Origin of the sequence: Bradyrhizobium sp. CCGUVB23 (genome assembly GCF_024199885.1) — a bacterium.
Classification (GTDB): domain Bacteria; phylum Pseudomonadota; class Alphaproteobacteria; order Rhizobiales; family Xanthobacteraceae; genus Bradyrhizobium.
Genome location: NZ_JANADQ010000001.1, coordinates 2,844,997 through 2,866,201, shown reverse-complemented (window position 1 = coordinate 2,866,201; position 21,205 = coordinate 2,844,997). Strand labels below are relative to the sequence as shown.

21 protein-coding genes are annotated in these 21,205 nt (G+C 63.6%); 17 read left to right on the top strand and 4 right to left on the bottom strand.

Going from position 1 to position 21,205, the window contains the following annotated elements; translation table 11 throughout:
- Window positions 1–70: 70 nt before the first annotated feature.
- From NLN62_RS13050 to NLN62_RS13025, 6 genes are all read left to right on the top strand, one after another.
- Entirely contained in the window at window positions 71–487 is a 417-nt protein-coding gene (locus NLN62_RS13050; protein ID WP_254113475.1) for a YciI family protein, read from the top strand.
- Between the two features lie 66 nt (window positions 488–553).
- Window positions 554–976 carry a YciI family protein gene (locus tag NLN62_RS13045; protein WP_027521894.1) on the top strand — a complete coding sequence of 141 codons (423 nt, stop codon included), beginning with the start codon at window positions 554–556 and terminating at the stop codon, window positions 974–976.
- Window positions 977–1,028: 52 nt separating this feature from the next.
- Window positions 1,029–1,394, top strand: coding sequence for a hypothetical protein (locus tag NLN62_RS13040; RefSeq protein WP_254109059.1), 366 nt, complete (start codon window positions 1,029–1,031; stop codon window positions 1,392–1,394).
- A gap of 167 nt (window positions 1,395–1,561) precedes the next feature.
- A complete protein-coding gene (locus tag NLN62_RS13035; RefSeq protein WP_027521896.1) occupies window positions 1,562–2,302 on the top strand; it encodes a TetR/AcrR family transcriptional regulator in 741 nt (246 codons plus the stop codon).
- Window positions 2,303–2,423: 121 nt separating this feature from the next.
- Window positions 2,424–2,909 (top strand): DUF2852 domain-containing protein, encoded by a 486-nt coding sequence (locus NLN62_RS13030; protein WP_254109057.1) that lies wholly within the window; start codon window positions 2,424–2,426, stop codon window positions 2,907–2,909.
- 178 nt (window positions 2,910–3,087) lie between these two features.
- On the top strand, window positions 3,088–3,321 hold the full coding sequence (locus tag NLN62_RS13025; protein WP_254109056.1) for a hypothetical protein: 234 nt from the start codon (window positions 3,088–3,090) through the stop codon (window positions 3,319–3,321).
- Window positions 3,322–3,444: 123 nt separating this feature from the next.
- On the opposite strand, the gene NLN62_RS13020 is transcribed toward NLN62_RS13025, so the two are convergent.
- On the bottom strand, window positions 3,445–3,933 hold the full coding sequence (locus NLN62_RS13020; RefSeq protein WP_254109055.1) for a helix-turn-helix domain-containing protein: 489 nt from the start codon (window positions 3,931–3,933) through the stop codon (window positions 3,445–3,447).
- Between the two features lie 208 nt (window positions 3,934–4,141).
- Between NLN62_RS13020 and NLN62_RS13015 the strand changes: the two genes are divergently transcribed.
- A complete protein-coding gene (locus tag NLN62_RS13015) occupies window positions 4,142–4,852 on the top strand; it encodes an SDR family NAD(P)-dependent oxidoreductase (RefSeq protein ID WP_254109054.1) in 711 nt (236 codons plus the stop codon).
- A 23-nt stretch (window positions 4,853–4,875) separates the two neighbouring features.
- Here the strand turns inward: NLN62_RS13015 and NLN62_RS13010 are convergent, their stop codons facing one another.
- The 3 genes from NLN62_RS13010 to NLN62_RS13000 form a co-directional block, all read right to left on the bottom strand.
- Entirely contained in the window at window positions 4,876–5,163 is a 288-nt protein-coding gene (locus NLN62_RS13010; RefSeq protein WP_027521901.1) for a hypothetical protein, read from the bottom strand.
- 296 nt (window positions 5,164–5,459) lie between these two features.
- Window positions 5,460–7,196, bottom strand: coding sequence for a gamma-glutamyltransferase (gene ggt, locus NLN62_RS13005; RefSeq protein WP_371932983.1), 1,737 nt, complete (start codon window positions 7,194–7,196; stop codon window positions 5,460–5,462).
- Window positions 7,197–7,342: 146 nt separating this feature from the next.
- Window positions 7,343–7,879, bottom strand: coding sequence for a hypothetical protein (locus tag NLN62_RS13000; RefSeq protein WP_254109052.1), 537 nt, complete (start codon window positions 7,877–7,879; stop codon window positions 7,343–7,345).
- Window positions 7,880–8,610: 731 nt separating this feature from the next.
- Between NLN62_RS13000 and tolQ the strand changes: the two genes are divergently transcribed.
- From tolQ to ftsH, 10 genes are all read left to right on the top strand, one after another.
- Complete coding sequence (gene tolQ / locus NLN62_RS12995; RefSeq protein WP_254109051.1) at window positions 8,611–9,327, top strand: protein TolQ; 717 nt, start codon at window positions 8,611–8,613, stop codon at window positions 9,325–9,327.
- A 37-nt stretch (window positions 9,328–9,364) separates the two neighbouring features.
- Window positions 9,365–9,832 (top strand): biopolymer transporter ExbD, encoded by a 468-nt coding sequence (locus NLN62_RS12990; RefSeq protein ID WP_027521905.1) that lies wholly within the window; start codon window positions 9,365–9,367, stop codon window positions 9,830–9,832.
- The gene (locus NLN62_RS12985; protein WP_027521906.1) at window positions 9,829–10,779 is read left to right on the top strand and encodes a cell envelope integrity/translocation protein TolA; all 951 of its coding nucleotides are present in this window, start codon (window positions 9,829–9,831) and stop codon (window positions 10,777–10,779) included. Before NLN62_RS12990 ends, NLN62_RS12985 begins: the two co-directional genes overlap by 4 nt.
- Before the next feature lie 21 nt (window positions 10,780–10,800).
- Entirely contained in the window at window positions 10,801–12,159 is a 1,359-nt protein-coding gene (tolB, locus tag NLN62_RS12980) for a Tol-Pal system beta propeller repeat protein TolB (RefSeq protein WP_254109050.1), read from the top strand.
- A gap of 237 nt (window positions 12,160–12,396) precedes the next feature.
- Window positions 12,397–14,727: a bifunctional diguanylate cyclase/phosphodiesterase gene (locus NLN62_RS12975; RefSeq protein ID WP_027521908.1), complete on the top strand. Its 2,331-nt coding sequence runs from the start codon at window positions 12,397–12,399 to the stop codon at window positions 14,725–14,727.
- 149 nt (window positions 14,728–14,876) lie between these two features.
- The gene (locus NLN62_RS12970; protein ID WP_254109049.1) at window positions 14,877–15,626 is read left to right on the top strand and encodes a hypothetical protein; all 750 of its coding nucleotides are present in this window, start codon (window positions 14,877–14,879) and stop codon (window positions 15,624–15,626) included.
- A gap of 253 nt (window positions 15,627–15,879) precedes the next feature.
- A complete protein-coding gene (gene pal / locus NLN62_RS12965; protein WP_200452943.1) occupies window positions 15,880–16,368 on the top strand; it encodes a peptidoglycan-associated lipoprotein Pal in 489 nt (162 codons plus the stop codon).
- 198 nt (window positions 16,369–16,566) lie between these two features.
- Entirely contained in the window at window positions 16,567–17,613 is a 1,047-nt protein-coding gene (gene ybgF / locus NLN62_RS12960; protein ID WP_027521910.1) for a tol-pal system protein YbgF, read from the top strand.
- A 153-nt stretch (window positions 17,614–17,766) separates the two neighbouring features.
- The gene (gene tilS, locus NLN62_RS12955) at window positions 17,767–18,837 is read left to right on the top strand and encodes a tRNA lysidine(34) synthetase TilS (RefSeq protein ID WP_254109048.1); all 1,071 of its coding nucleotides are present in this window, start codon (window positions 17,767–17,769) and stop codon (window positions 18,835–18,837) included.
- A 252-nt stretch (window positions 18,838–19,089) separates the two neighbouring features.
- The gene (gene ftsH, locus NLN62_RS12950) at window positions 19,090–21,012 is read left to right on the top strand and encodes an ATP-dependent zinc metalloprotease FtsH (RefSeq protein WP_027521912.1); all 1,923 of its coding nucleotides are present in this window, start codon (window positions 19,090–19,092) and stop codon (window positions 21,010–21,012) included.
- The last annotated feature ends 193 nt before the right edge of the window (window positions 21,013–21,205 follow it).

Sequence of the window (21,205 nt, the reverse complement as noted above, 5' to 3'; positions counted from 1 at the left end):
GCCCGGTTCGTCTTATTCATGAGCGCCGGTGATCGCGGCCTGACATCAAGGAGAAAGCGGAGCAATGACGATGCGTTTCATGGTGATCGTGAAGGCCAACCGGGACACCGAAGCGGGCAAGATGCCGTCGACGGAGATGCTGGCCGCCATGGGCAAGTTCAACGAGGAAATGGCGAAGGCCGGTGTGATCGAGGCGGGCGAGGGCCTGCATCCGACCGTCAAGGGCGCACGTATCGGATATGGACGCGGCGAGACCAGCGTCACAAGCGGCCCGTTCGACCTCTCTTCCGACCTGGTTGCCGGCTTCTGGCTGATCAAGACCGCGTCGCTGGATGAGGCGCTCTCCTGGATGAAGCGTGCGCCGTTCGAGCCCGGCTCCGAGATCGAGATCCGCCAGGTGTTTGCGGCGGAGGATTTCGGCGAAGCCTTCACGCCCGAGCTGCGCGAACAGGAAGAGCGGACACGCGCGGCAGCCGCGAAGAGTTAACCCCATCGTCATTCCGGGCCTGCGCCTCACGGCATCCCGGAGTAACGAAAAATAAGAGGATGCCCTATGCGATTCATGATGCTGATGATCCCGCTCGGCTACGAGACCGCGCCGAAGGACGTTCAACTCGATCCCGAGCGCGTCGCCGCCATGATGCGCTACAACGAGGCACTCCAGAACGCCGGCGTTCTGATCACGCTCGACGGTTTGCATCCGCCCTCGGCGGGCGCGCGCGTCTCGTTTGCGACCGGCGAGCCGATCGTGACCGACGGCCCCTTTGCCGAGTCCAAGGAAGTCTTGGGGGGCTACTGGATGATCGAGGTCGCTTCGCGCGAGGAAGCGATCGCCTGGGCGAAGAAGTGCCCGGCCTCGCCCAACGAGATCATCGAGATCCGCCAGGTACAGGAGATGGCCGACTTTTCGCCTGATGTGCAGGAGGCGGCCGCCGGCTTTGCCGAGCTGCGGAAAGGCAGCCAATCCGGCCGATAGCCAGCGCGATTGCCTTTCGTCAAAGCGTTAACGCAACGGAGGAGTGAAGCTCATGAGCACCAACGACACCTATCTCGCCGTCTTTCTCGGCAGCAAGGAGAGCGCGAAGATGGCCGCCTGGAATGCGCTGCCGGAAGCCGAACGCAAGGCGAAGGAGAAGGAAGGCATGGCGGCGTGGCATGCCTGGGTCCAGAAGCACCAGGGCGCGATCCAGGCCATGGGAGGCCCGCTTGGCAAGACCAAGAAGGTCGACGCCAGGGGTATCGCCGACATCGCCAACGAGATGGGCGCCTTCACCGTGGTCAAGGCCGCCTCGCACGAGGCCGCGGCAAAAATGTTCGAGAACCATCCGCATTTTGCGATCTTCCCGGGTGAGCGGGTCGAGATCATGCCGGTGCTGCCGATCCCCGGCGGTTAGCCGATCTTCGGACACACCCACACGTCATTCCGCGTTTGCGCTTTGCGCCCCCCGGAATGACGGTGTGCCCGGCCCGGAATGACTGCGTAACCGTGGAAATTACGGGGTTAATCAATCCCCGCCCGCGCTAGTGACCTTCGCGCCCGGCTCATGTAAAAGTCATTCACATGAGCTGGCGCAAGGACGAGCAGCGCCGCGCCGAGCGCGGCTATCATCACGGCAATCTGAAGGAGGCGTTGCTCCAGGCAGCGCTGGGGCTGATCGCCGAGAAGGGCGCGGCCGGCTTCACCTTTGCCGATGCCGCGCGGATGGCCGGCGTCAGCCCGGCCGCTCCCTACCGGCATTTTCGCGACCGCGACGAGTTGCTCTCTTCGATCGCCCAGCGTGGCTTCGAGCAGTTCGAGGCGCGCCTGACCGCCGCCTGGGACGATGGCCGCCCGGACACCGTCACGGCGTTCGAGCGCGTCGGCAAAGCCTATCTCGCCTTCGCGCGCGAAGAGCCCGCTTTCTATTCCGCAATGTTCGAATCCGGCCTGCCCGTCGACGCCAATCCGGCACTGATGGCAGCAGGCGAGCGCGCTTTCGGCGTCATTCGTGCGGCTGCAGAGCGCCTCGCAGCGTTGACGCCGCCGGGTACGCCGCGGCCGCCGGCGATGATGATGGCGCTGCACATCTGGTCGATGTCGCATGGCGTGGCCTCGCTGTTCTCCCGCGGCGACGCCGCCCGGCGCAAGCTGCCGATGACGCCGGATGAGCTGCTCGAAGCCGAGGTGCTGATCTATCTGCGCGGCCTTGGCTTCCCGATCGACCGTCGTACGGCGAAAGGCGCGGAGCCGCCGCCGGTGCCGCCGGAGGCATCCTCCGGTTCGGCCACCTCTCCGGGCGGCCCCTGGGGCAAGCTGAAATAAAGTTGCGCAAATAAATCGGCGGGCCTGTCTGGTGGCCGGCTTGACAAAACCGCGGGATCGGCTACCTATGTAAATGTTATTTACATTCACAACGGCGTGACAGCCGTGATGGAGATGGGAAATGGCCTACACCGCTGATGTCAATCGATGGCGCGGCCCCTCGGACGACCCCTACTACCGCCCCCACATGCTCGATACGCCCTGGCATCCCGGCTGGATTGCCGTGACCATCCTGGGCTTCATCATCTGGTGGCCGATCGGGCTTGCCCTTCTCTTTTTCACACTCGGGAGCAGAAGAATGTCGTGCTGGAGCCACCAGGATCGCTGGCAGAACAAGATGGAGAAGATGCAGTACCGGATGGACCGCATGCGCGACCGCATGGAGCGCCGCGGCTTCGGCTTTGGCTTCGGCCCGCCGTCTTCCGGAAACCGTGCCTTCGACGAGTACCGCACCGAGACTCTCCAGCGGCTCGAGGAAGAGCAGCGCGAGTTCAAGGATTTCCTGACGCGGCTTCGTCACGCCAAGGACAAGGAAGAGTTCGACCAGTTCATGGCGCAGCACAAGAGCCGTCCGACGCCGTCGAACGAGCCGCCGACGCAGGGCTGATCTGATCCTCAAAGCCTTCAGGCGCACGCCCCCAAAAGTCCTGATGGCCCCGAGCCGCCCGCCTGCGAACCCCGCAGGCGGGCGGTTTGGCTTTTGGGGGTAGAACCCAATCTGCGCCAGTCCCGACTAAAGCCCTGACGGTGGGCATTCCGCAAGCCGCGAACCAGAAGGCGCGAACGTGGACGAGGCTGAACGCGAACGGATGAAGCGATGTGCCTTTGCGCTGGATCGCGTAGCCACCGTCTGCCAGAAGGGCAGCTTTGGCATGCTCATGTTGCTCGTATTCTTTCCCAACTGGCCGGCCGGTTTCACGCCGGGGCAGGTGTTCGTCAGTTTCGTGCTGTACCAGCTCGCATCCCTCGTGCTGTACCATGCATCGCAGCGGATCATCCCGGAGGCGTTGCACGCATGAGCGTGTTCAGGGTTTCCATCTTCTTCATCCTCTATGTCCTGCCGGTGCTCATCGCCGTTGGAGGCTGGCTCTATGCGCTCGGCGTGCGCAGGCAAGGGCGGCGAGGCGCACAGTAAGCTGCCGCTATTTCGCGCGCGCTGCGAGCTCCTCGGCCATGCCTTTCGCCGCGCCGGGGCCGGCGTGCACGTGGACCTCCTTCGCAACGATCGGCTCGCCGCATTCGGAGCAGACCAGCACCGGATCGAACATCTTGCCGCAGTTCTTGTGCTGGTGAAGCATGGGGCGGCCGCGCTCGTCCACCATGTGGGTGTCGCCCCAATGCACGATCGCCATCACCACGGGATAGAGATCCAGTCCCTTCTGTGTGAGGATGTATTCGTAGCGCGTCGGATTCTCCTGATAGGGCGAACGCCTGAGCACGCCGAACCGGACGAGCTTCTTCAGGCGATCGGCGAGGACGTGCCGGGTGACCCCGAGCCGGGACTGAAACTCCTCGAACCGGCGCACGCGCAGAAAGCAGTCGCGCAGGATCAGCAGGCTCCAGCGATCGCCGATCACGGCCACCGTCCTGGCGACCGAGCACTGTTCCTGCTCAAGCGAATCCCACCGCATTCGTCCGACCCCGAAAAAACTGAAATTCCAATGCGTTCGTCGTGACTACGATACAAAATTCCAAAATGGAATGAAAGCTCGTGAGGAGGCGACAACTTGCCTATGTCTAGCCAAAAATGACGAATTGCTATAAAGTTCTATTTCAGAACTAGTAAGCAATGGACTGCGGGAGTAGCGACCCAGGCTCCAAGCTCTGCGGGAGGATGCGATGAAGGCGGCAATCGTGATCGGTGTGGGCCCGGACCGCGGGCTCGGCGCCCAGCTCTGCAGGCGGTTTGCTGCCGACGGGCTCAAAGTGATCGTAGCGGGCCGGACCTCGTCCACGCTCGAGGCTGTTGCGAACGCTATCGAGAAATCGGGAGGACAGGCCGTTCCCTTCGTCGCCGACGCCACCAGGGAGAGCGACGTCGCCGCGCTGTTCGACGCCGCCGGAAGCGACCTTGATCTCGCAATCTACAACGCCGGCAACAACACGCCCGGCAGAATCATCGAGATGGAAGCCGACTATTTCGAGAACGCCTGGCGTGTCGTCTGCTTCGGCGGCTTCCTGTTCGGCCGCGAGGCGATGCGTCGCATGGTGCCGAAGAAGACCGGCACGCTGCTATTCACCGGCGCCAGCGCTTCGCTGCGCGGGCGCTCCGGCTTTGGCGCTTTCAACTCTGCCAAGGCCAGCCTGCGCACGCTCGCCCAGGCGATGGCCAAGGAATATGCCCCCGACGGCATCCACGTCGGCCACGTCGTGGTCGACGGCGCGATCGCCGGCGACAAGATCATGAACCGCTTCCCCGATGCTGCGAGCCGGCAGGACAGCCTGATCAGCATCGAAGGCATCGTCGATGCGTTTGCCTTCCTCTACCGGCAGCCTGAACGGGCCTGGTCGTTCGAGCTCGACGTGCGGACGTCGAAGGAGAAGTGGTGAGGTCTTGTCCCTCGTCTCACCGATCAGGCGGCTGCCTTGTTCTTGATGGCTCCGACGATTGCGGTGAGGATCGCCCCGCCGGCGCCACCGGCGACGACTTGTGACACGACGCCGCCAACGCTCAAGTTTCCAGATTCTGCTGCGGCCATGATGGACGGAAGCAGCAGCGTAATGACCTGGCCGAGCACTCCGCCGCCGACCAGACCCGAAATGACGTTTCCGGCCATTCCGAGATCAAATGTCGGCGAAGACTTGCCCGCGCCAATTCCACCGAGTGCGCCCGAGACGAGGTTGATCAGAATCTGTTCCATGCGGATCTCCCGTACGAGGTCGTCGGGCAGTTCGCCAGCCACTGCAGTCGTCTGACGAGCGGCCCACTCCCGCATCGTCAGGCGGCTTGTGGGCAAAGACAATAGAGTGTGTTGCCGATCGCCCGGTGAAATAAACCCTCGCGCGTGGCACAAGCTGCATAGGGGCGTTTTCAGCTCGGCACCGTCTGCCGAGCGGCACTCTGGTAGGGTAGGCAAAGCGAAGCGTGCCCACCTCGTCTGCTTCCGCAGAAGCGGTGGGCACGGCGCTTCGTGCCTGTGCCCACCCTGCGAAGCTCTCAATACCCGGCGGCCAGTCCCGAGTTGCGCCGGGGATCGTTGGCGCCATAGTAGCGGTTGTTGCCGACCGGCTTGCCGTTCAGCGATGGCGCGCCGACGATGATGACCGCCAGATGGTTGGCGGGCTGCGGCGGGCCGAACTTGTGGCCTATGCCTTCCAGAATCTTGCGGGTGTCCGGCGACAGCGCATAGTCTTCGACATTGGTCAGGTCGGGCAGCCATTGCTGATGGATGCGCGGCATGTCGACGGCCTCCTGCGCATTCATGTCGTAGTCGATCGCGTTGATCATGGTCTGCAAGACAGCCGTGATGATGCGGCTGCCGCCGGGCGTGCCTACCACCATGACGGTCTTGCCGTCTTTGGTGACGATGGTCGGGCTCATCGAGGACAGCGGCCGCTTGCCGGGAGCAATGGAATTGGCCTCGCCCTGCACCAGGCCATAGAGGTTCGGCACGCCGACCTTGGCGGTGAAGTCGTCCATTTCATCGTTCAGCAGGACGCCGGTCTTGGCCGCCGTCACCTTGGCGCCGAACCAGTCGTTCAGCGTGTACGTCACCGAAACCGCGTTACCGTCCTTGTCCGCGATCGAATAGTGTGTGGTGTTGCTGCCCTCATGCGGCTCTACGCCCGGCTTGATGTCCTTGGAGATGCCAGCCTTGTTCGGATCGATCACGGCGCGGATCTTGGTCGCGTAATTCTTGTCGAGCAGACGATCGAGCGGGTTCTTCACGAAGTCCGGATCGCCGAGATAGCTGTTGCGGTCCACGTAAGCGTGGCGCATGGCCTCGATCTGGACGTGCACGGCCTGCGCGGAGTGATAGCCCAGCTGCCTTAGCGGATAGCCCTCCAGGATATTCAGGATCTCGCAGATGATGACGCCGCCGGAGCTCGGTGGCGGCGCGGAGATCACGTGGTAACCGCGATAGTCGCATTCGACGGGCGCGAGCTCGCGCGTCTTGTAGCCGTCGAGGTCGTCCTGCGTCAGCAGGCCTTTGCCGGCCTGGCTCGAGGCCACGATGGCGCTGCCGACCCAGCCCTTGTAGAAACCGTCGGTGCCTTTGCTGCTGATCTCGCGCAGGGTCTTGGCGAGCTCCGACTGCACCAGCTTTTCGCCCACCTGGAACGGCTGACCGTTGTTGAGGAAGATGGCGGCCGACGCAGGATCGTCCTGAAAATCCGCGGTGGAGGTAAGCAACAAGTCGATGTCGCCCTGGTCCAGCGCAAAGCCCTGCTCGGCGAGCTGGATCGCGGGGGCGAGCAGATCGGCGCGCTTCATGGTGCCGTACTTTTCGCGCGCATATTCCATGCCCGATACGGATCCCGGCACGCCAACGGCCAGGTGCCCCTTGGTCGAGATGCCCTTGATGACGTTGCCATCCTTGTCGAGATACATGTTGGCGGTCGCGCCCTTGGGCGCTGTCTCGCGGAAATCGAGGAAGGTCTTGCGGCCGTCGGCGAGCTCGATCGTCATGAAGCCGCCGCCGCCGAGATTACCGGCTGCCGGATAGACCACCGCCAATGCGTAGCCGACCGCGACTGCGGCATCGACGGCATTGCCGCCGCGCTTGAGCACATTCACGCCCACCTCTGTTGCCAGATGCTGCGCGGACACCACCATGCCGTTTTCCGCGGCGACCGGCGCGACCGATGCCGCACGCGCGGGGCTGAATGTTGTGAGGCTGACCGAGACGATCGCGGCGACGATCCACCGCACGCCTGTTGCTGATTTCTGCACGGGACGCTCCCTGGGCTGGGCCGGTGAATCCCGGCACATGTTGTTGTCGCCAAGAGAGCTACAGTTTGGGGCTCTAGCAAGGCGGAGGCGCGCGCACCACCGACCTCCAGATTCAACGAGCGATCCGGGAGCACAACGCCGCGAGGTTAGTTGGTCTCGCCCGGAAATTCGCTTGGCGTCACCCAAAAGCCGTAGCCGCAGAGGTCGAAGGGCCTGCGCCACTTGTCGATGTCGACCCCCGGCAGATGATAGTTTGCCTCGCCGGCCGCGATCGTAAAGCCCGATTTGGATTCGATCGCGTCGAGCAGGCGCGACTCGAGCTCCTGCCATCGCTTGCCATAGACTCTCTCGTCGTTTTTGCCGTAGCCGAGATAGCTCTGGTAGAAATTGGCCGCCGAGTTTTCGGCCGGCCGAACGTATTCGCCGGCGAGATTGATGTTGTTCCTTCCGGCGACGAGCGTGAGGCGCGCCTTGCCATCCGTCTTCGCTTGCGCCGGGTGCTTGATGAGCAGGGAGAATCCGCGGCCACACGCGAGCTCGAACACGATCTTGCCGTCCTCGACATAGGCGAGGATGTGCCCGTCATTTCTCTCGTCGTGGTAGGTCCAGCGGCTGGCTTGCGCGGCCGGTGCCGCCGTAATGCATGCCACGACGATGGCGGCAACCAGTTGGGCGGTCCTCATCTCTCCCTCCCTCGGAGCAATGTTCAACACAACGCAAGCTCGGCGCATGACGCTGTTTGGTGCGCCGTGCCGGGCGAATGGTTCAGAGAAGGCGCGGGACTGTCATTGCGAAGCAGTCCAAAATGCATCGCCGGCAAAACTCTGAATTGCGTCGCGCAGCCGAGGCGCGCGCTGACAGGCTCAATCGCGCTGTGACTTCGGTGGCGCCGCGCACTCCGCTCTGCTCCCTCCCCCCTTGCGGGGGAGGGCAGGGGAGGGGTAGCCCAGGGGAAGGCGTATCCATCGTTGAGAAAACCTCGCGGAGGGAGTCCCCGTGGGGCACCCCCTCCCTGGCGCCCCCGCAAGGGGGAAGGGAACCGACCTTGCTCTGGGCTGACTGCGCTCCCCCGAAAGACAATGGCTCCATGCGGGCGGAATGCCGCACCAATCCCTGCCAAGCCCCTGGCCTGCCTTCCTTTCCGGCAGCCGAATGCGCCCGCGCTAACCCCGCATTAACTATCGGCGGCGTCTGGTAGGGTCGGCAAGTCGCGCCCAATGGCTTAGTCGAGGCCCTTAGTTTTGACATCTTGGCAGGGAAAGCAGACGGCCGGCTTTGGACGGGCCGCTGCAATCCAAAAAGACAAGGCTTTGCGCAGGCTTGGCGACTGCGCGCGACCCGCGCGGCTTTGGGGAACCGGCAGCCATTTCGCTCCCGGAGGACATGGAACGATCGCCTTGAGAGGATACTGCTTATGAATCCGGCCGACGTCGCTCAGTCAGCCCTGCCGGTTGCTGCTTCCGCCGACGTGTCGCTGATTGCGCTGTTCTGGCAGGCTCACTGGATCGTGAAAGGGGTCATGCTGGGCCTGTTAGCCTGCTCGGTCTGGGTCTGGGCGATCGCGATCGACAAGATCTTCCTCTATGCGCGCACCCGCCGCTCGATGGACCGTTTCGAGCAGGCGTTCTGGTCCGGCGAGTCGATCGAAGAGCTCTATCGCACGCTGTCGGCCAAGCCGACCCATTCGATGGCGGCCTGCTTCGTCGCGGCGATGCGTGAGTGGAAGCGCTCGTTCGAAAGCCACGCGCGCTCGGTCGCGGGCCTTCAGATGCGCATCGAGAAGGTGATGAACGTGTCGATCGCGCGCGAGATCGAGCGGCTGGAACGGCGCCTCCTGGTGCTCGCGACCGTCGGCTCCGCCGGCCCCTTCGTCGGCCTGTTCGGCACCGTCTGGGGCATCATGTCGAGCTTCCAGTCGATCGCGGCTTCGAAGAATACCTCTCTGGCGGTGGTGGCGCCCGGCATCGCCGAGGCGCTGTTTGCGACGGCAATCGGCCTTATCGCCGCCATTCCTGCCACTATTTTCTACAATAAGTTCACCTCCGAGGTGAACCGGCAGGCCCAGCGGCTCGAGGGCTTTGCAGATGAATTTTCAGCCATCCTGTCCCGTCAGATCGACGAGCGTGGGTGAGGGGCACTATAGTGAAGACCATCGTGGGCTCTAGATCATGGCGATGAACGTAGCCAGTTCGTCCGGTGGCGGCGGCCGCCGCAGCCGGCGCAAATCGGTCATGGCCGAGATCAACGTCACGCCGATGGTCGACGTGATGCTGGTGCTGCTCATCATCTTCATGGTCGCAGCGCCGCTGATGACGTCGAATATCGACATCGACCTGCCGGTCGCCAACGGCGGCAGGTCGATCTCCTCGAACGCGCCGCCCTTGACGCTATCGGTGAAGCGGACGACCGGCGGCTGCAATTCGAATGTGGAATTGTATCTCGGCGACAGCCCGATCTCGGCTGCGGATCTCCAGCCCAAGATCGAGGCGATCAAGGAGACGCGGTCCGACGCCGAACGGGTCGTCTATCTGCGCGGTGACAAGGACGTCTGCTACACCGACATGATGAAGCTGCTGGGGCAGGTGCGCGCCGCCGGCTTCAAGGCCAATATCGTGATTATCCCGGAGCAGGGATGAAGGTCAAAGTCGACAAGACTGTTGTTGCGTCGATTGTTCTCCACGTCCTCGTGATCGGCTGGGGGCTGATCTCCTTTAGCTCGCGCGCCCTCGAAGTGCCGGAAGAGTCCGTCATTCCGGTCGATATTTCATTGGATCAGCCGGCCAAGGCAACCGCCGGCGTGCAGACCGCCGAAAAGGACAAGCAGAAGCCCAAGGTCGACAAGGTTGCTCCGGAAGTGACGCCGCCCGAGGAGTCCCAGGGCAAGATCACGACCAAGAAGGAGCTGATCCAGACCAACACGACGCCTCCGCCGCCGCCGAAGGTGGTGGAGAAGCCCGTTGAGAAGAAGCCGGATCCGCCGAAGCCGGTTCAGGAAAGTAAGGCCAAGGAAGAGAGCAAGCCGGCCGACAAGAAGCCCGAGGAAAAGATCGATCCGATCGCCGACGCCTTGAACAAGCCGGAGAAGGAGAAGAAGCCGCCGCCGCCCAAGCAGCAGGAGGCCAAGCCCCAGCCGCCGAAGCCGAAGGACCGGCCGTTCAATCCGATGGACATCATGGCCAAGCTCGAGGACAAGCGCGATCCGACGCGGCACGAGATGACGGGCGCGACGCCGAATGCGACCAGTGCACTGGGAACGCAGAACGGCAAGGACACCGCGATCGTCGCGACGTGGAAGGGTGCGTTCGTCGCCGCCGTCAGGCGCTGCTTCAGATTCCCCTACAACGGGCAGGATGCGGATCAGTTCGAGGTCGATATCGACATCCAGATGCGTCCGGACGGCACGGTTGCCTCCTCGCCAACGATCGTCGCCGTGCGCGGACCGTCGCGCTCGGTCGGCACGGCGATGGCCGAGAGCGCAAAACGCGCGGTCGAGGAGTGCCAGGCCTATGCATTCCTGCCCAAGGCGCAATACGACACCTGGAAATACATTCCGATGACGTTCGGCCTCAAAGATATGCTGTAAGCGTGAAAAGACATAACTCAGATGAATAAGATGCGACTGCTTTCTCGACGTGGGTTCATCATCGCCGCAGGATCGACCGCCACCGTGCTGGCCGGCCGCTCCGCATTTGCGCAGGGGCGCCTCAAAGTCGACCCGACCGAATTCCAGCCGATTCCGATCGCGATCCCGAATTTCGTGGCAGGCTCGCCGTCTGACGGCGAGGTCGGCGCCGGCGTGACGCAGGTGATCACCAACAACCTGAAGCGCTCGGGCCTGTTCAATCCGATCGATCAGGCGGCTTATCTCGAGCGGATAACCAATATCGACGTCGCGCCGCAATTCCAGAGCTGGAAGCAGATCAATGCCCAGGCGCTGGTTACCGGCCGCATGACGCGCCAGCCGGACGGTCGGCTCAAGGCCGAATTCCGCCTGTGGGACGTCGTCTCGGGCCAGCAGCTCACCGGCCAGCAATATTTCACCTCGCCGGAATACTGGCGCCGCATCTCTCACATCATCTCCGACCAGATCTATCAGCGCCTCACCGGCGAGACGGGCTATTTCGACAGCCGCGTCGTCTTCGTGGACGAGAGCGGGCCGAAGGAGCGCCGCGTCAAGAAGCTCGCGATCATGGACCAGGACGGCGCAAATGTGCGCTATCTGACGCGCGGCTCGGACCTCGTGCTGACGCCGCGCTTCTCGCCGAACTCGCAAGAGATCACCTACATGGAGTTCGGCCAGGGCGATCCGAAGGTCTATCTCTACAACATCGAAACCGGCCAGCGCGAAATCGTCGGCAATTTCCCGGGCATGACCTTTGCGCCGCGGTTCTCGCCGGACGGCCAGCGCGTCATCATGAGCCTCCAGCAGGGCGGCAACTCCAACCTGTTCGTGATGGATCTGCGCTCGCGCTCGACCACGCGGCTCACCGACACGCCGGCGATCGACACTTCTCCTTCGTACTCACCGGACGGCACCCGCATCTGCTTCGAGTCCGATCGCGGCGGCAGGCCGCAGATCTATGTGATGGCGGCAAGCGGCGGACCGGCGCAGCGCATCTCCTTCGCCAAGGACGACACCAACGCCAGCTATTCCACGCCGGTATGGTCGCCGCGCGGCGACTACATCGCGTTCACGCGACAAGGTGGCGGACAGTTTTCGATCGGCATCATCAAGCCCGATGGCAGTGGCGAGCGTCTTCTCACCTCCGGCTTCCACAACGAGGGACCGACGTTCGCGCCGAACGGCCGCGTCGTGATGTTCTTCCGCGATCCCGGCGGCAATGGTGGGCCGTCGCTGTTCAGCGTCGATATCTCGGGGCGCAACGAGCAGCGCGTGCCGACACCGGGCTACGCATCCGACCCCGCCTGGTCGCCGTTGCTGTCCTCAACGTCAGGCCAGTAAATCGCCGGCAGCGCGCGTGTTCGCGCGCTCCTTTTCTCGCGGAAAATCTGCGAGCTTTGCTTTTCCGGCAAACATTCGTTCATCCTGAGCTGGGTAAAATTTTCCTAGTCAGTTGATTTGTCATATGAATTTTGATCGCACGCGTTGCAAAACAACGCGAACTTAACGATGTTCCCTCAGAAAGACTTCATACCGGCTGGGTAAAAGTACGCAGCAAACAGGGCGCGTACCACCGAAATGCAGCTCGCATCTGAGAGTGCAAAGACCGATCAGGAAGCTTCCCCGACGATTCGCGCGGCGTTGATCGATTCGCTGTTCCAAGACCCTGGCCCATTGTTCGCCGGCGCGCTTTGCGCTGCAGTTGCTGCACTGATGACGGCGTTGAAGACCGGGAACGTGTGGCTGTGGCCGTGCGTGGGGCTTTTGATACTAAGCGGCGCCGGCCGCGCCATTGATGTTGGCCAATTTCAAAATCAACGATCGAAGCTGTCGCCGAAGGATGTGATCGGGTGGGAAATTCGCTACCAGATCGGTGCGATGGCGTATGCTGCTGCGCTTGGGTTGTGGTGCATCATTGCATTGATCGGCAGCGACGACGCGGTGGCACATATGATCGCCACTTCGGTCACACTTTGCTACATGGCCGCCGGTGGTGCTCGTACCTATGGTCGTCCTTGGATCTTTCACATCCAAGTGCTGCTGGCGTGTGGCCCGCTCACGCTCGGATTGGCCTTGCAAGGCGGTCCATATTACATCGTGATGGCGTTCCTGAACGTACTGTTCTTCTTCGCCCTCAAGCAGCTTTCCACCAGTCTGCAGGCGATGTTCGTGCGCGCCTTGCTGGCCCGCGAGCGAGAGGCATCGCTTGCGAGCCAGTTCGATACCGCGCTGAACAATATGCCTCACGGATTATGCATGTTCCGCGCCGACGGCGTGCTGGCGGTGATGAATCGTCGCTTCGCCGATCTGATGGAGCTGTCGGACGATGTGGTCAAGCGCTGCGCTAGCGCCGCCAACATCATTTCGGCATGCGTTGCGTCAGGCGCGATCTCGGCGGAGAGCGGCAATCTGATCCTGTGCGAGATCGAGGACGCGAGGATCCGCGAAATCACCACCACCGACCCCGATCTGCAGCGCGGGCGGACCCTGTCCTGGACGTTCCAGCCGATGGCCGACGGCGGCACGGTCATGCTGATCGAGGACATCACCGAGCGCAAGAACGCCGAAGCCCGGATCAGCCATCTCGCCCGCTATGACGAGCTAACGACACTGCCCAACCGCGTCAATTTCCGCGACGAGATCGAGCGTCTTCTCGCGATTTCGCAGCATTCCGAGCGCCTTTCGGCGCTGCTGTTCGTCGATCTCGACCAGTTCAAGCAGGTCAACGACACGCTTGGCCACCCCTGCGGCGACCAGCTCCTGTGCGCGGTGGCGAACCGCCTGCGCGAGATGCTGCGCCCCGAAGATTTCGTCGCCCGCTTCGGCGGCGATGAGTTCGTCGTGTTCCAGCAGAACCTCAATTCGCCCGAGGATGCCGCGGCGCTTGCCCGCCGCATCGTCGAGCGGCTCAGCGAGCGCTACCGCATCGACAATCATCTGGTCGAGATCGGCGCCAGTGTCGGCATCGCACTGACCTCGCCCGAGGGCTCCAGCGCCGATACGCTTTTGAAGAATGCCGACATGGCGCTCTACCGCGCCAAGGCCGACGGCCGCGGCACCTTCTGCTTCTTCCGCGACGAGATGGCGGCAACCGTCGAGGCCCGCCGCATCCTCGAGCTCGATCTGCGCAAGGCGCTGGCCAACGAGGAGTTCGAGCTGTTCTACCAGCCGCTGGTCAATCTGAAGTCCGGCAAGATCACCACCTGCGAGGCGCTGCTGCGCTGGAACCATCCGGTGCGTGGCACCGTCTCACCGGTCGACATCATTCCGGTCGCCGAGGATATGGGACTGATCGTGGATCTCGGCCGCTGGATCCTGCGCCGGGCCTGCATGGAATGCATGAAGTGGCCGGAAGCGGTCAGCGTCGCCGTCAACTTCTCGCCGCAGCAATTCCACCAGCGCGATGTGCTCAGCGAGATCCGCTATGCGCTCGAGGTCTCAGGGCTCCCGGCCCATCGCCTCGAGATCGAGATCACCGAGTCCTCCCTGCTGCGCAATACGCAGCTCACGCATGACATCCTGTCGCAGTTGCACGCGCTCGGGGTCAGCATCTCGCTCGATGATTTCGGCACCGGCTATTCGAGCCTCAGCTACCTGCATAACTTCCCGATGCAGAAGGTGAAGATCGACCGCTCCTTCCTCGAAGGCATCGACACCGACCGGCCGCTGACGCTGCTGCGCGGCGTGGCGCGGCTGTCCGCCGACCTCGGCATGTCGGTGGTGGTCGAGGGCATCGAGACCAACGAGCAGCTCGAACTGATCAGTGCCGACGGCACCATCACTGAGGGCCAGGGGTATCTGTTCAGCCGCCCTGTCCCAGCCGTGCGGATGCGCCAGCTCCTGAATGCCTCCCATGGTCGGCGCGGCGAGGACCATCTCCAGGTTGTCGGCTCGCGCTCGTTCGCCTGATACCTTTCTCTCTTCGCTAATGTCGATCGAGGCATGAATCCGTAATTCTACGGGGTTAACCCTAAAATAGTGATTGTTTTGCTTAATCATTAAGGAGCTGTTAATAAATTGCCGCACGCGCCAAAGTTGTTGACGTTTAGGAGTATCGAATGGAGTCTGCCGCCGCCCAGCCTGTGGTCCCGGCGCGGACGTGGGATCCGATGGAAAATGTCGACTATCGGCTCGTGGAAACGCCGGAGGAGTGGGAAGAGGTCAATAGTCTCCGCTATCGGGCCTATCTGCGCGAAGGCGCCATCCTCCCGTCCGAGTCGGAGCGGGTTACTGACCGTTACGACGATCTGCCCAACAGTTTTACGTTCGCGGTCTACATTCGAGGAGAGCTGTACAGCTCGATCAGGATCAGCGTTCTGACCCCAAAGTGGCGCGATTCGCTGTCGTCGGAGATGTTTAGCGATCTGCTTCATCCTGAACTCGATCGGGGCAAGATCATCATCGACCCGACCCGCTTCGTGGCGGACCCTGAAAAGGTGAAGAAATTCCCGGAACTGCCGTATGTCACGGTGCGCCTTGGCTACATCGCCTGCGGTCATTTCAACGCGGATATCGGGCTTGCCAATGTTCGCGCCGAACACCGCGCGTTCTATCGGCGGGTCTTCCTGCAAGAGCCTTGGGGGCAGCCGCGGCTGTATCCCGGATTGATTAAGCCGGTCGGACTTATGGCGGCCCATTATCCGAGCATCCGAGAAAGGGTGTTCCATCGATTCCCCTTCATGCGATCCAGCGCCTTCGAGCGCCGAATGCTGTTTCAGCGCCGATCTGGAAGCAAACTTCCCCAGTTAGACGAGACCAAGAGCGCAGAGCTCGTGTCGCTTCAGGCGATGTCCTTGGGGGCCAAGTAGGCCATTCCAGGAGGTGTTCCTCAGTCGAGGCCCGGCCCAGGTTTCCACGTCCGCAGCTTCTTTCCGATCTGAAGTGGCTTGCCTTCACCATCACGCCACATTTACAACCCATTAACCATCGCGGTTGCTTTTCGCCGATCGGGGGCATTTGACCGGCCGTAGCAACGTCCCATCAAGGTTGACGGAACGTTCGCTTAACCAACCCCCTGTAGACCGGACGGCAGTGGACTAACGTGAGCGTGGAGGCTCCGGAATGAAACATCCTATGCGTATCCTCCAGGGATTGAAGCTGGTCGCGGTGCTTGCCGTCGCGCTGTCGATGGGCGCCTGCGCCAACAAGAACCTTGCTTCGGATGCGATGGCCAACGCTGCTACGCCGGGCAGCCAGCAGGATTTCGTCGTGAACGTGGGCGACCGCGTGTTCTTCGAGAGCGATCAGACCGATCTGACGCCGCAGGCGATCGTCACGCTGGAGAAGCAGGCGCAGTGGCTCCAGAGCTATCCGCGCTACTCCTTCACCATCGAAGGTCATGCGGATGAACGCGGAACCCGCGAATACAATATCGCGCTCGGCGCGCGCCGTGCCCAGTCGGTACGCTCGTTCCTGGCTTCGCGCGGCATCGACCCGAACCGCATGCGCACCATCTCGTACGGCAAGGAGCGGCCGGTCGCCGTCTGTAACGACATCTCCTGCTGGTCGCAGAACCGTCGTGCCGTCACCGTGCTGAACGCGAGCTCCTGAGCGAGGCGTCGTTCCGTCAAGGAAACCTGACCAAGGAAACCTGATTTGCCGGCGCCCCCTTGGGCGCCGGTTTCGTTTCACGGACCAAGTCATAGAAAGCCCTTGGTACCAGTCACATTTTTGGCGTACTCCCACTCTCAATGTTTCGCGCGGCGAGTTGTCCGCCGCGTGCCACGTCGCTTTCGTCGTCAGGGCAAGATGTCATCCAGATTCCAGGCTTTTACCGGCACCGTGGCGATCGCCGCGCTGCTTTCGCTGTGCTCGCCCGCCTTCGCGCAGTCGGACGATGCCGACCCGGAGATGCGGATCGAGCGGCTTGAGAACCAGCTGCGCCAGCTCACTGGCCAGAACGAAGAGCTGCAGTACCGCAACCGCCAGCTCGAGGAGCGCCTCCGGCAGCTCGAAGGTGGCGCGCAAGGAGCCCCCGGACAGGGGCCGGCACAGCCTAATGTCGCGGCTGCCCCGCCCATGCAGCCCGCGCCGGGTTATCGGCAACAGCAGCAGCCGGTGCAGCAGCCAGCCTATGAGCCGCAGGTCGCTGCGCCCGCACCGATCGTGCAGGAGCAGCCGGCGCCGGGAGCGCCCGGCACCCGCCGGCGTGGCGATGCGTTCGATCCGAATCAAAATCCCAATGCCCCCGGTGCGCCGCGCGCGCTCGGCGGTGGTCAGCAGCCGATGGCGGCGGGAGCACCGGTCGGCGCGCCCGGCGGCCGCGGCGCCGGCGAGCCGCTCGACCTTGGCAACACCGGCGGACGCTATCCGCAAGCGGCAGCGCCGGCCGCGCAGCCCGGCTATCCGGCGGCGCAGCCAGGTTATCCGGCGCCGGCCGCAGGCGGCGGTCTGGCGACCCAGCCGCCCTCGCAATCGCCGCGCGACGAGTTCGACCTCGGTATCGGCTACATGCAGCGCAAGGACTATGCGCTGGCCGAGCAGACCATGAAGACCTTTACGCAGAAATATCCGAGCGATCCCCTGCTCGGCGACGCCCAGTACTGGCTCGGCGAGAGCTACTTCCAGCGTCAGCAATATCGTGATGCCGCAGAGGCCTTCCTCGCCGTCACCACGAAATATGACAAGTCCGCAAAAGCTCCGGACTCCCTGCTGCGGCTCGGCCAATCGCTGGCCGCGCTGAAGGAGAAGGAAGCCGCCTGCGCCGCTTTCGGCGAGGTCGGCCGCAAATTCCCGCGCGCCTCAGCCGGCGTCAAGGCCGCCGTCGATCGCGAGCAGAAGCGGGTGAAGTGCTAGCCGCTTTGCCTCATTGGAGCGTTTTCCAGCGAGGTGGACACCGGTTCGCGTGAAGAGCCACGTTCCGATTCAATCGGAAAGGAAACGGCTCTAGAGCGCTGACAATGCGGATGGCGCTGCGCTAAATAGGCGCGCCATCCTGCGGGCAGCGTCATGTCAGACGACGACAATTCTCCGATCTCGGCGCGCGAGGCGAAGCTGCTCTTCGCCGACTTAAGACGCGCGCCGGCGCTCGTGCTTGCGGTTTCGGGCGGGCCGGATTCCGTCGCGCTGATGTGGCTTGCCGCGCGCTGGCGCAAGACTCTCGCGAGAGGCCCACGGCTGATCGCAGTCACTGTCGATCATGGCCTCCGGCCGCAAGCGGCGCGCGAGGCGCGCGACGTCAAGCGTCTGGCGCGTTCGCTCGATCTGCCGCATCGGACGATGCGCTGGAGCGGGGCCAAGCCGAAGACCGGCCTGCCCGCCGCAGCGCGGGACGCGCGCTACCGACTGCTGATGCAGGCCGCGCGCGCGGCCGGCGCGACCCATGTGCTCACCGCGCATACCCGTGACGACCAGGCCGAGACTTTGCTGATGCGATTGTTGCGCGGCAGCGGCATCGCCGGTCTGTCCGCGATGGCGCCCGTCACGGAGCGGGACGGGATCGCGCTGGCGCGTCCGCTGCTCGATGTGCCGAAGGCGCAGCTGATCGCGACCTTGAAGCGCGCTAATATCGCTTTCGCTGACGATCCGACCAACCGCGACACCGCCTTCACGCGCCCGCGGCTGCGGGCGCTTTTGCCGCAGCTTGCTGCCGAAGGCGGCAGCGCGCGCAATCTGGCGCGGCTCGCGGCGCGGCTCGCCCGTGCCAATGCCGCAGTCGACGTGCTGGCTGACGGCGCCGAGCGCTTTCTCGCTCTGAGGGATCGCGATCGCCCGCCGCCCGATGCGCCCGCGCGAAGCTTCGAAGTCTCGGCCTTCGCGACACTACCCGAGGAGGTGCGTTTGCGGCTCCTGATGCGGGCGATCGACGCTGTCGGGCACGAGGGGCCGGCGGAACTTGGCAAGGTCGAGTCCCTTTTGGCGGTCCTCGACCGCGGTATTGCCGACGGCATGGGCGGTCGCGCCGTCGGAGCCAGTCGGCCGCACGTCAAACAGACGCTCGCCGGGGCCCTCATCAGCCTGTCCCGGGGGCGCATCCTGATCGAGCCGGCGCCGGCCCGGCGTGTCAGGGCCGGATCATGACACCGGCTCGCTCGCCCTTGCCCCTCAGGACACCTTAACCAGGCTTAACCAGGCCGGAAAAACCCAGCCTGCCCCGCCATTATTTCCGCGGGAATCGGGCTAAGATGGGATAAATAGTCCCATCTCGTTCCCTTGGCAGCGACCGGGGCGGCACCTAAATTGTATGCGTCTAACCGAGAGGATTCCTTGGGGATTTTCTCTAGCTTGCCCAAGGAATAGGGCCGCGATCCGCGCGACCACGAAGGAAGATCGATGAACGCCAATCTGCGCAATTTCGCCCTCTGGGTCATCATTGTCTTGCTGCTATTGGCGTTGTTCACGCTCTTCCAGAATCCCGGCCAGCGCGCCTCCTCCCAGGACATCGCCTTCTCGCAGCTCCTGAGCGAGGTCGATCGGGGCAATGTGCGCGACGTTGTGATCCAGGGACCGGAGATTCACGGGACGTTCACCAACGGCTCGAGCTTCCAGACCTATGCCCCCAACGACCCGACGCTGGTGAAGCGCCTCTACGACAGCAAGGTCCAGATCACCGCGAAGGCGCCCGGCGACAACGTGCCGTGGTTCGTCTCGCTGCTGGTCTCCTGGCTGCCCTTCATCGCGCTGATCGGCGTGTGGATCTTCCTGTCGCGGCAGATGCAGGGCGGCGCCGGCAAGGCGATGGGCTTTGGTAAGTCGCGCGCCAAGATGCTGACCGAGGCGCATGGCCGCGTCACCTTCGAGGACGTCGCCGGCGTCGACGAGGCCAAGCAGGACCTCCAGGAGATCGTCGAATTCCTGCGCGATCCCGGCAAATTCCAGCGTCTCGGCGGCCGTATTCCGCGCGGCGTGCTGCTGGTCGGCCCGCCCGGCACCGGCAAGACGCTGATCGCGCGCGCGGTCGCGGGCGAAGCCAACGTGCCATTCTTCACCATTTCCGGTTCCGACTTCGTCGAGATGTTCGTCGGCGTCGGTGCCTCGCGCGTGCGCGACATGTTCGAGCAGGCCAAGAAGAACGCGCCCTGCATCATCTTCATCGACGAAATCGATGCCGTCGGTCGTCACCGTGGCGCCGGCCTCGGCGGCGGCAATGACGAGCGCGAACAGACGCTGAACCAGTTGCTGGTCGAGATGGACGGCTTCGAGGCGAACGAGGGCGTGATCCTGATCGCCGCGACCAACCGTCCCGACGTGCTCGATCCCGCGCTGCTGCGTCCGGGCCGCTTCGACCGCCAGGTCGTGGTGCCCAATCCGGATGTCGTCGGCCGCGAGCAGATTTTGAAGGTTCACGTCCGCAAGGTGCCGCTCGCGCCGGATATCAACCTCAAGACCATCGCGCGCGGCACGCCCGGCTTCTCCGGCGCCGACCTGATGAATCTCGTCAACGAGGCTGCCTTGACTGCCGCCCGCCGCAACAAGCGGATGGTGACCCAGGCAGAATTCGAGGAAGCCAAGGACAAGGTGATGATGGGCGCCGAGCGCAAGTCGCTCGTCATGACCGAGGAAGAGAAGCTGCTGACGGCCTATCACGAGGGCGGCCACGCCATCGTCGGCCTCAATGTCCCGGCGACCGATCCGATCCACAAGGCGACCATCATTCCGCGCGGCCGCGCGCTCGGCATGGTCATGCAGCTCCCCGAACGCGACAAGCTGTCGATGTCGCTGGAGCAGATGACCTCGCGCCTCGCCATCATGATGGGCGGCCGCGTCGCCGAAGAGCTGATCTTCGGCCGCGAGAAGGTGACCTCGGGTGCCGCCTCCGACATCGAGCAGGCCACGCGCCTTGCCCGCATGATGGTGACGCGCTGGGGCCTGTCGGAAGAACTCGGCACGGTCTCCTACGGCGAGAACCAGGACGAGGTATTTTTGGGCATGTCGGTGTCGCGGACGCAGAATGCTTCCGAGGCGACCGTCCAGAAGATCGACTCCGAGATCAAGCGCCTGGTCGAGGAGGGCTACAAGGAGGCGACCCGCATTCTCACCGAGAAGCATGCCGACCTCGAAGCGCTGGCCAAGGGCCTGCTCGAGTTCGAGACGCTGACGGGGGATGAGATCGTCGATCTCCTCAAGGGCAAGAAGCCGAACCGCGAGTCCGTGCTCGAGCCGAGCACGCCGCGCGCTTCCGCGGTGCCGCCGGCCGGCAAGTCGCGCCCGCGGCCCGATCCGGATCCCGGCCTGGAGCCGCAGCCGCAGGCGTAATCGCAAGCGGCCGATCGAATTGAAAAACGCGGCGGCAACGCCGCGTTTTTTGTTGGCGATGGTGGTCTGCGACGCGGGCAACTCGGCACCCCGTCATTGCGAGCCACCCGGGCCGCACGAAGCGCGGCCCGGGTGGCTCGCAATTGTCGGTGTTGGTGCAGCTGTGCTCGAAACTCAGGTCTCGTGCCCCGGA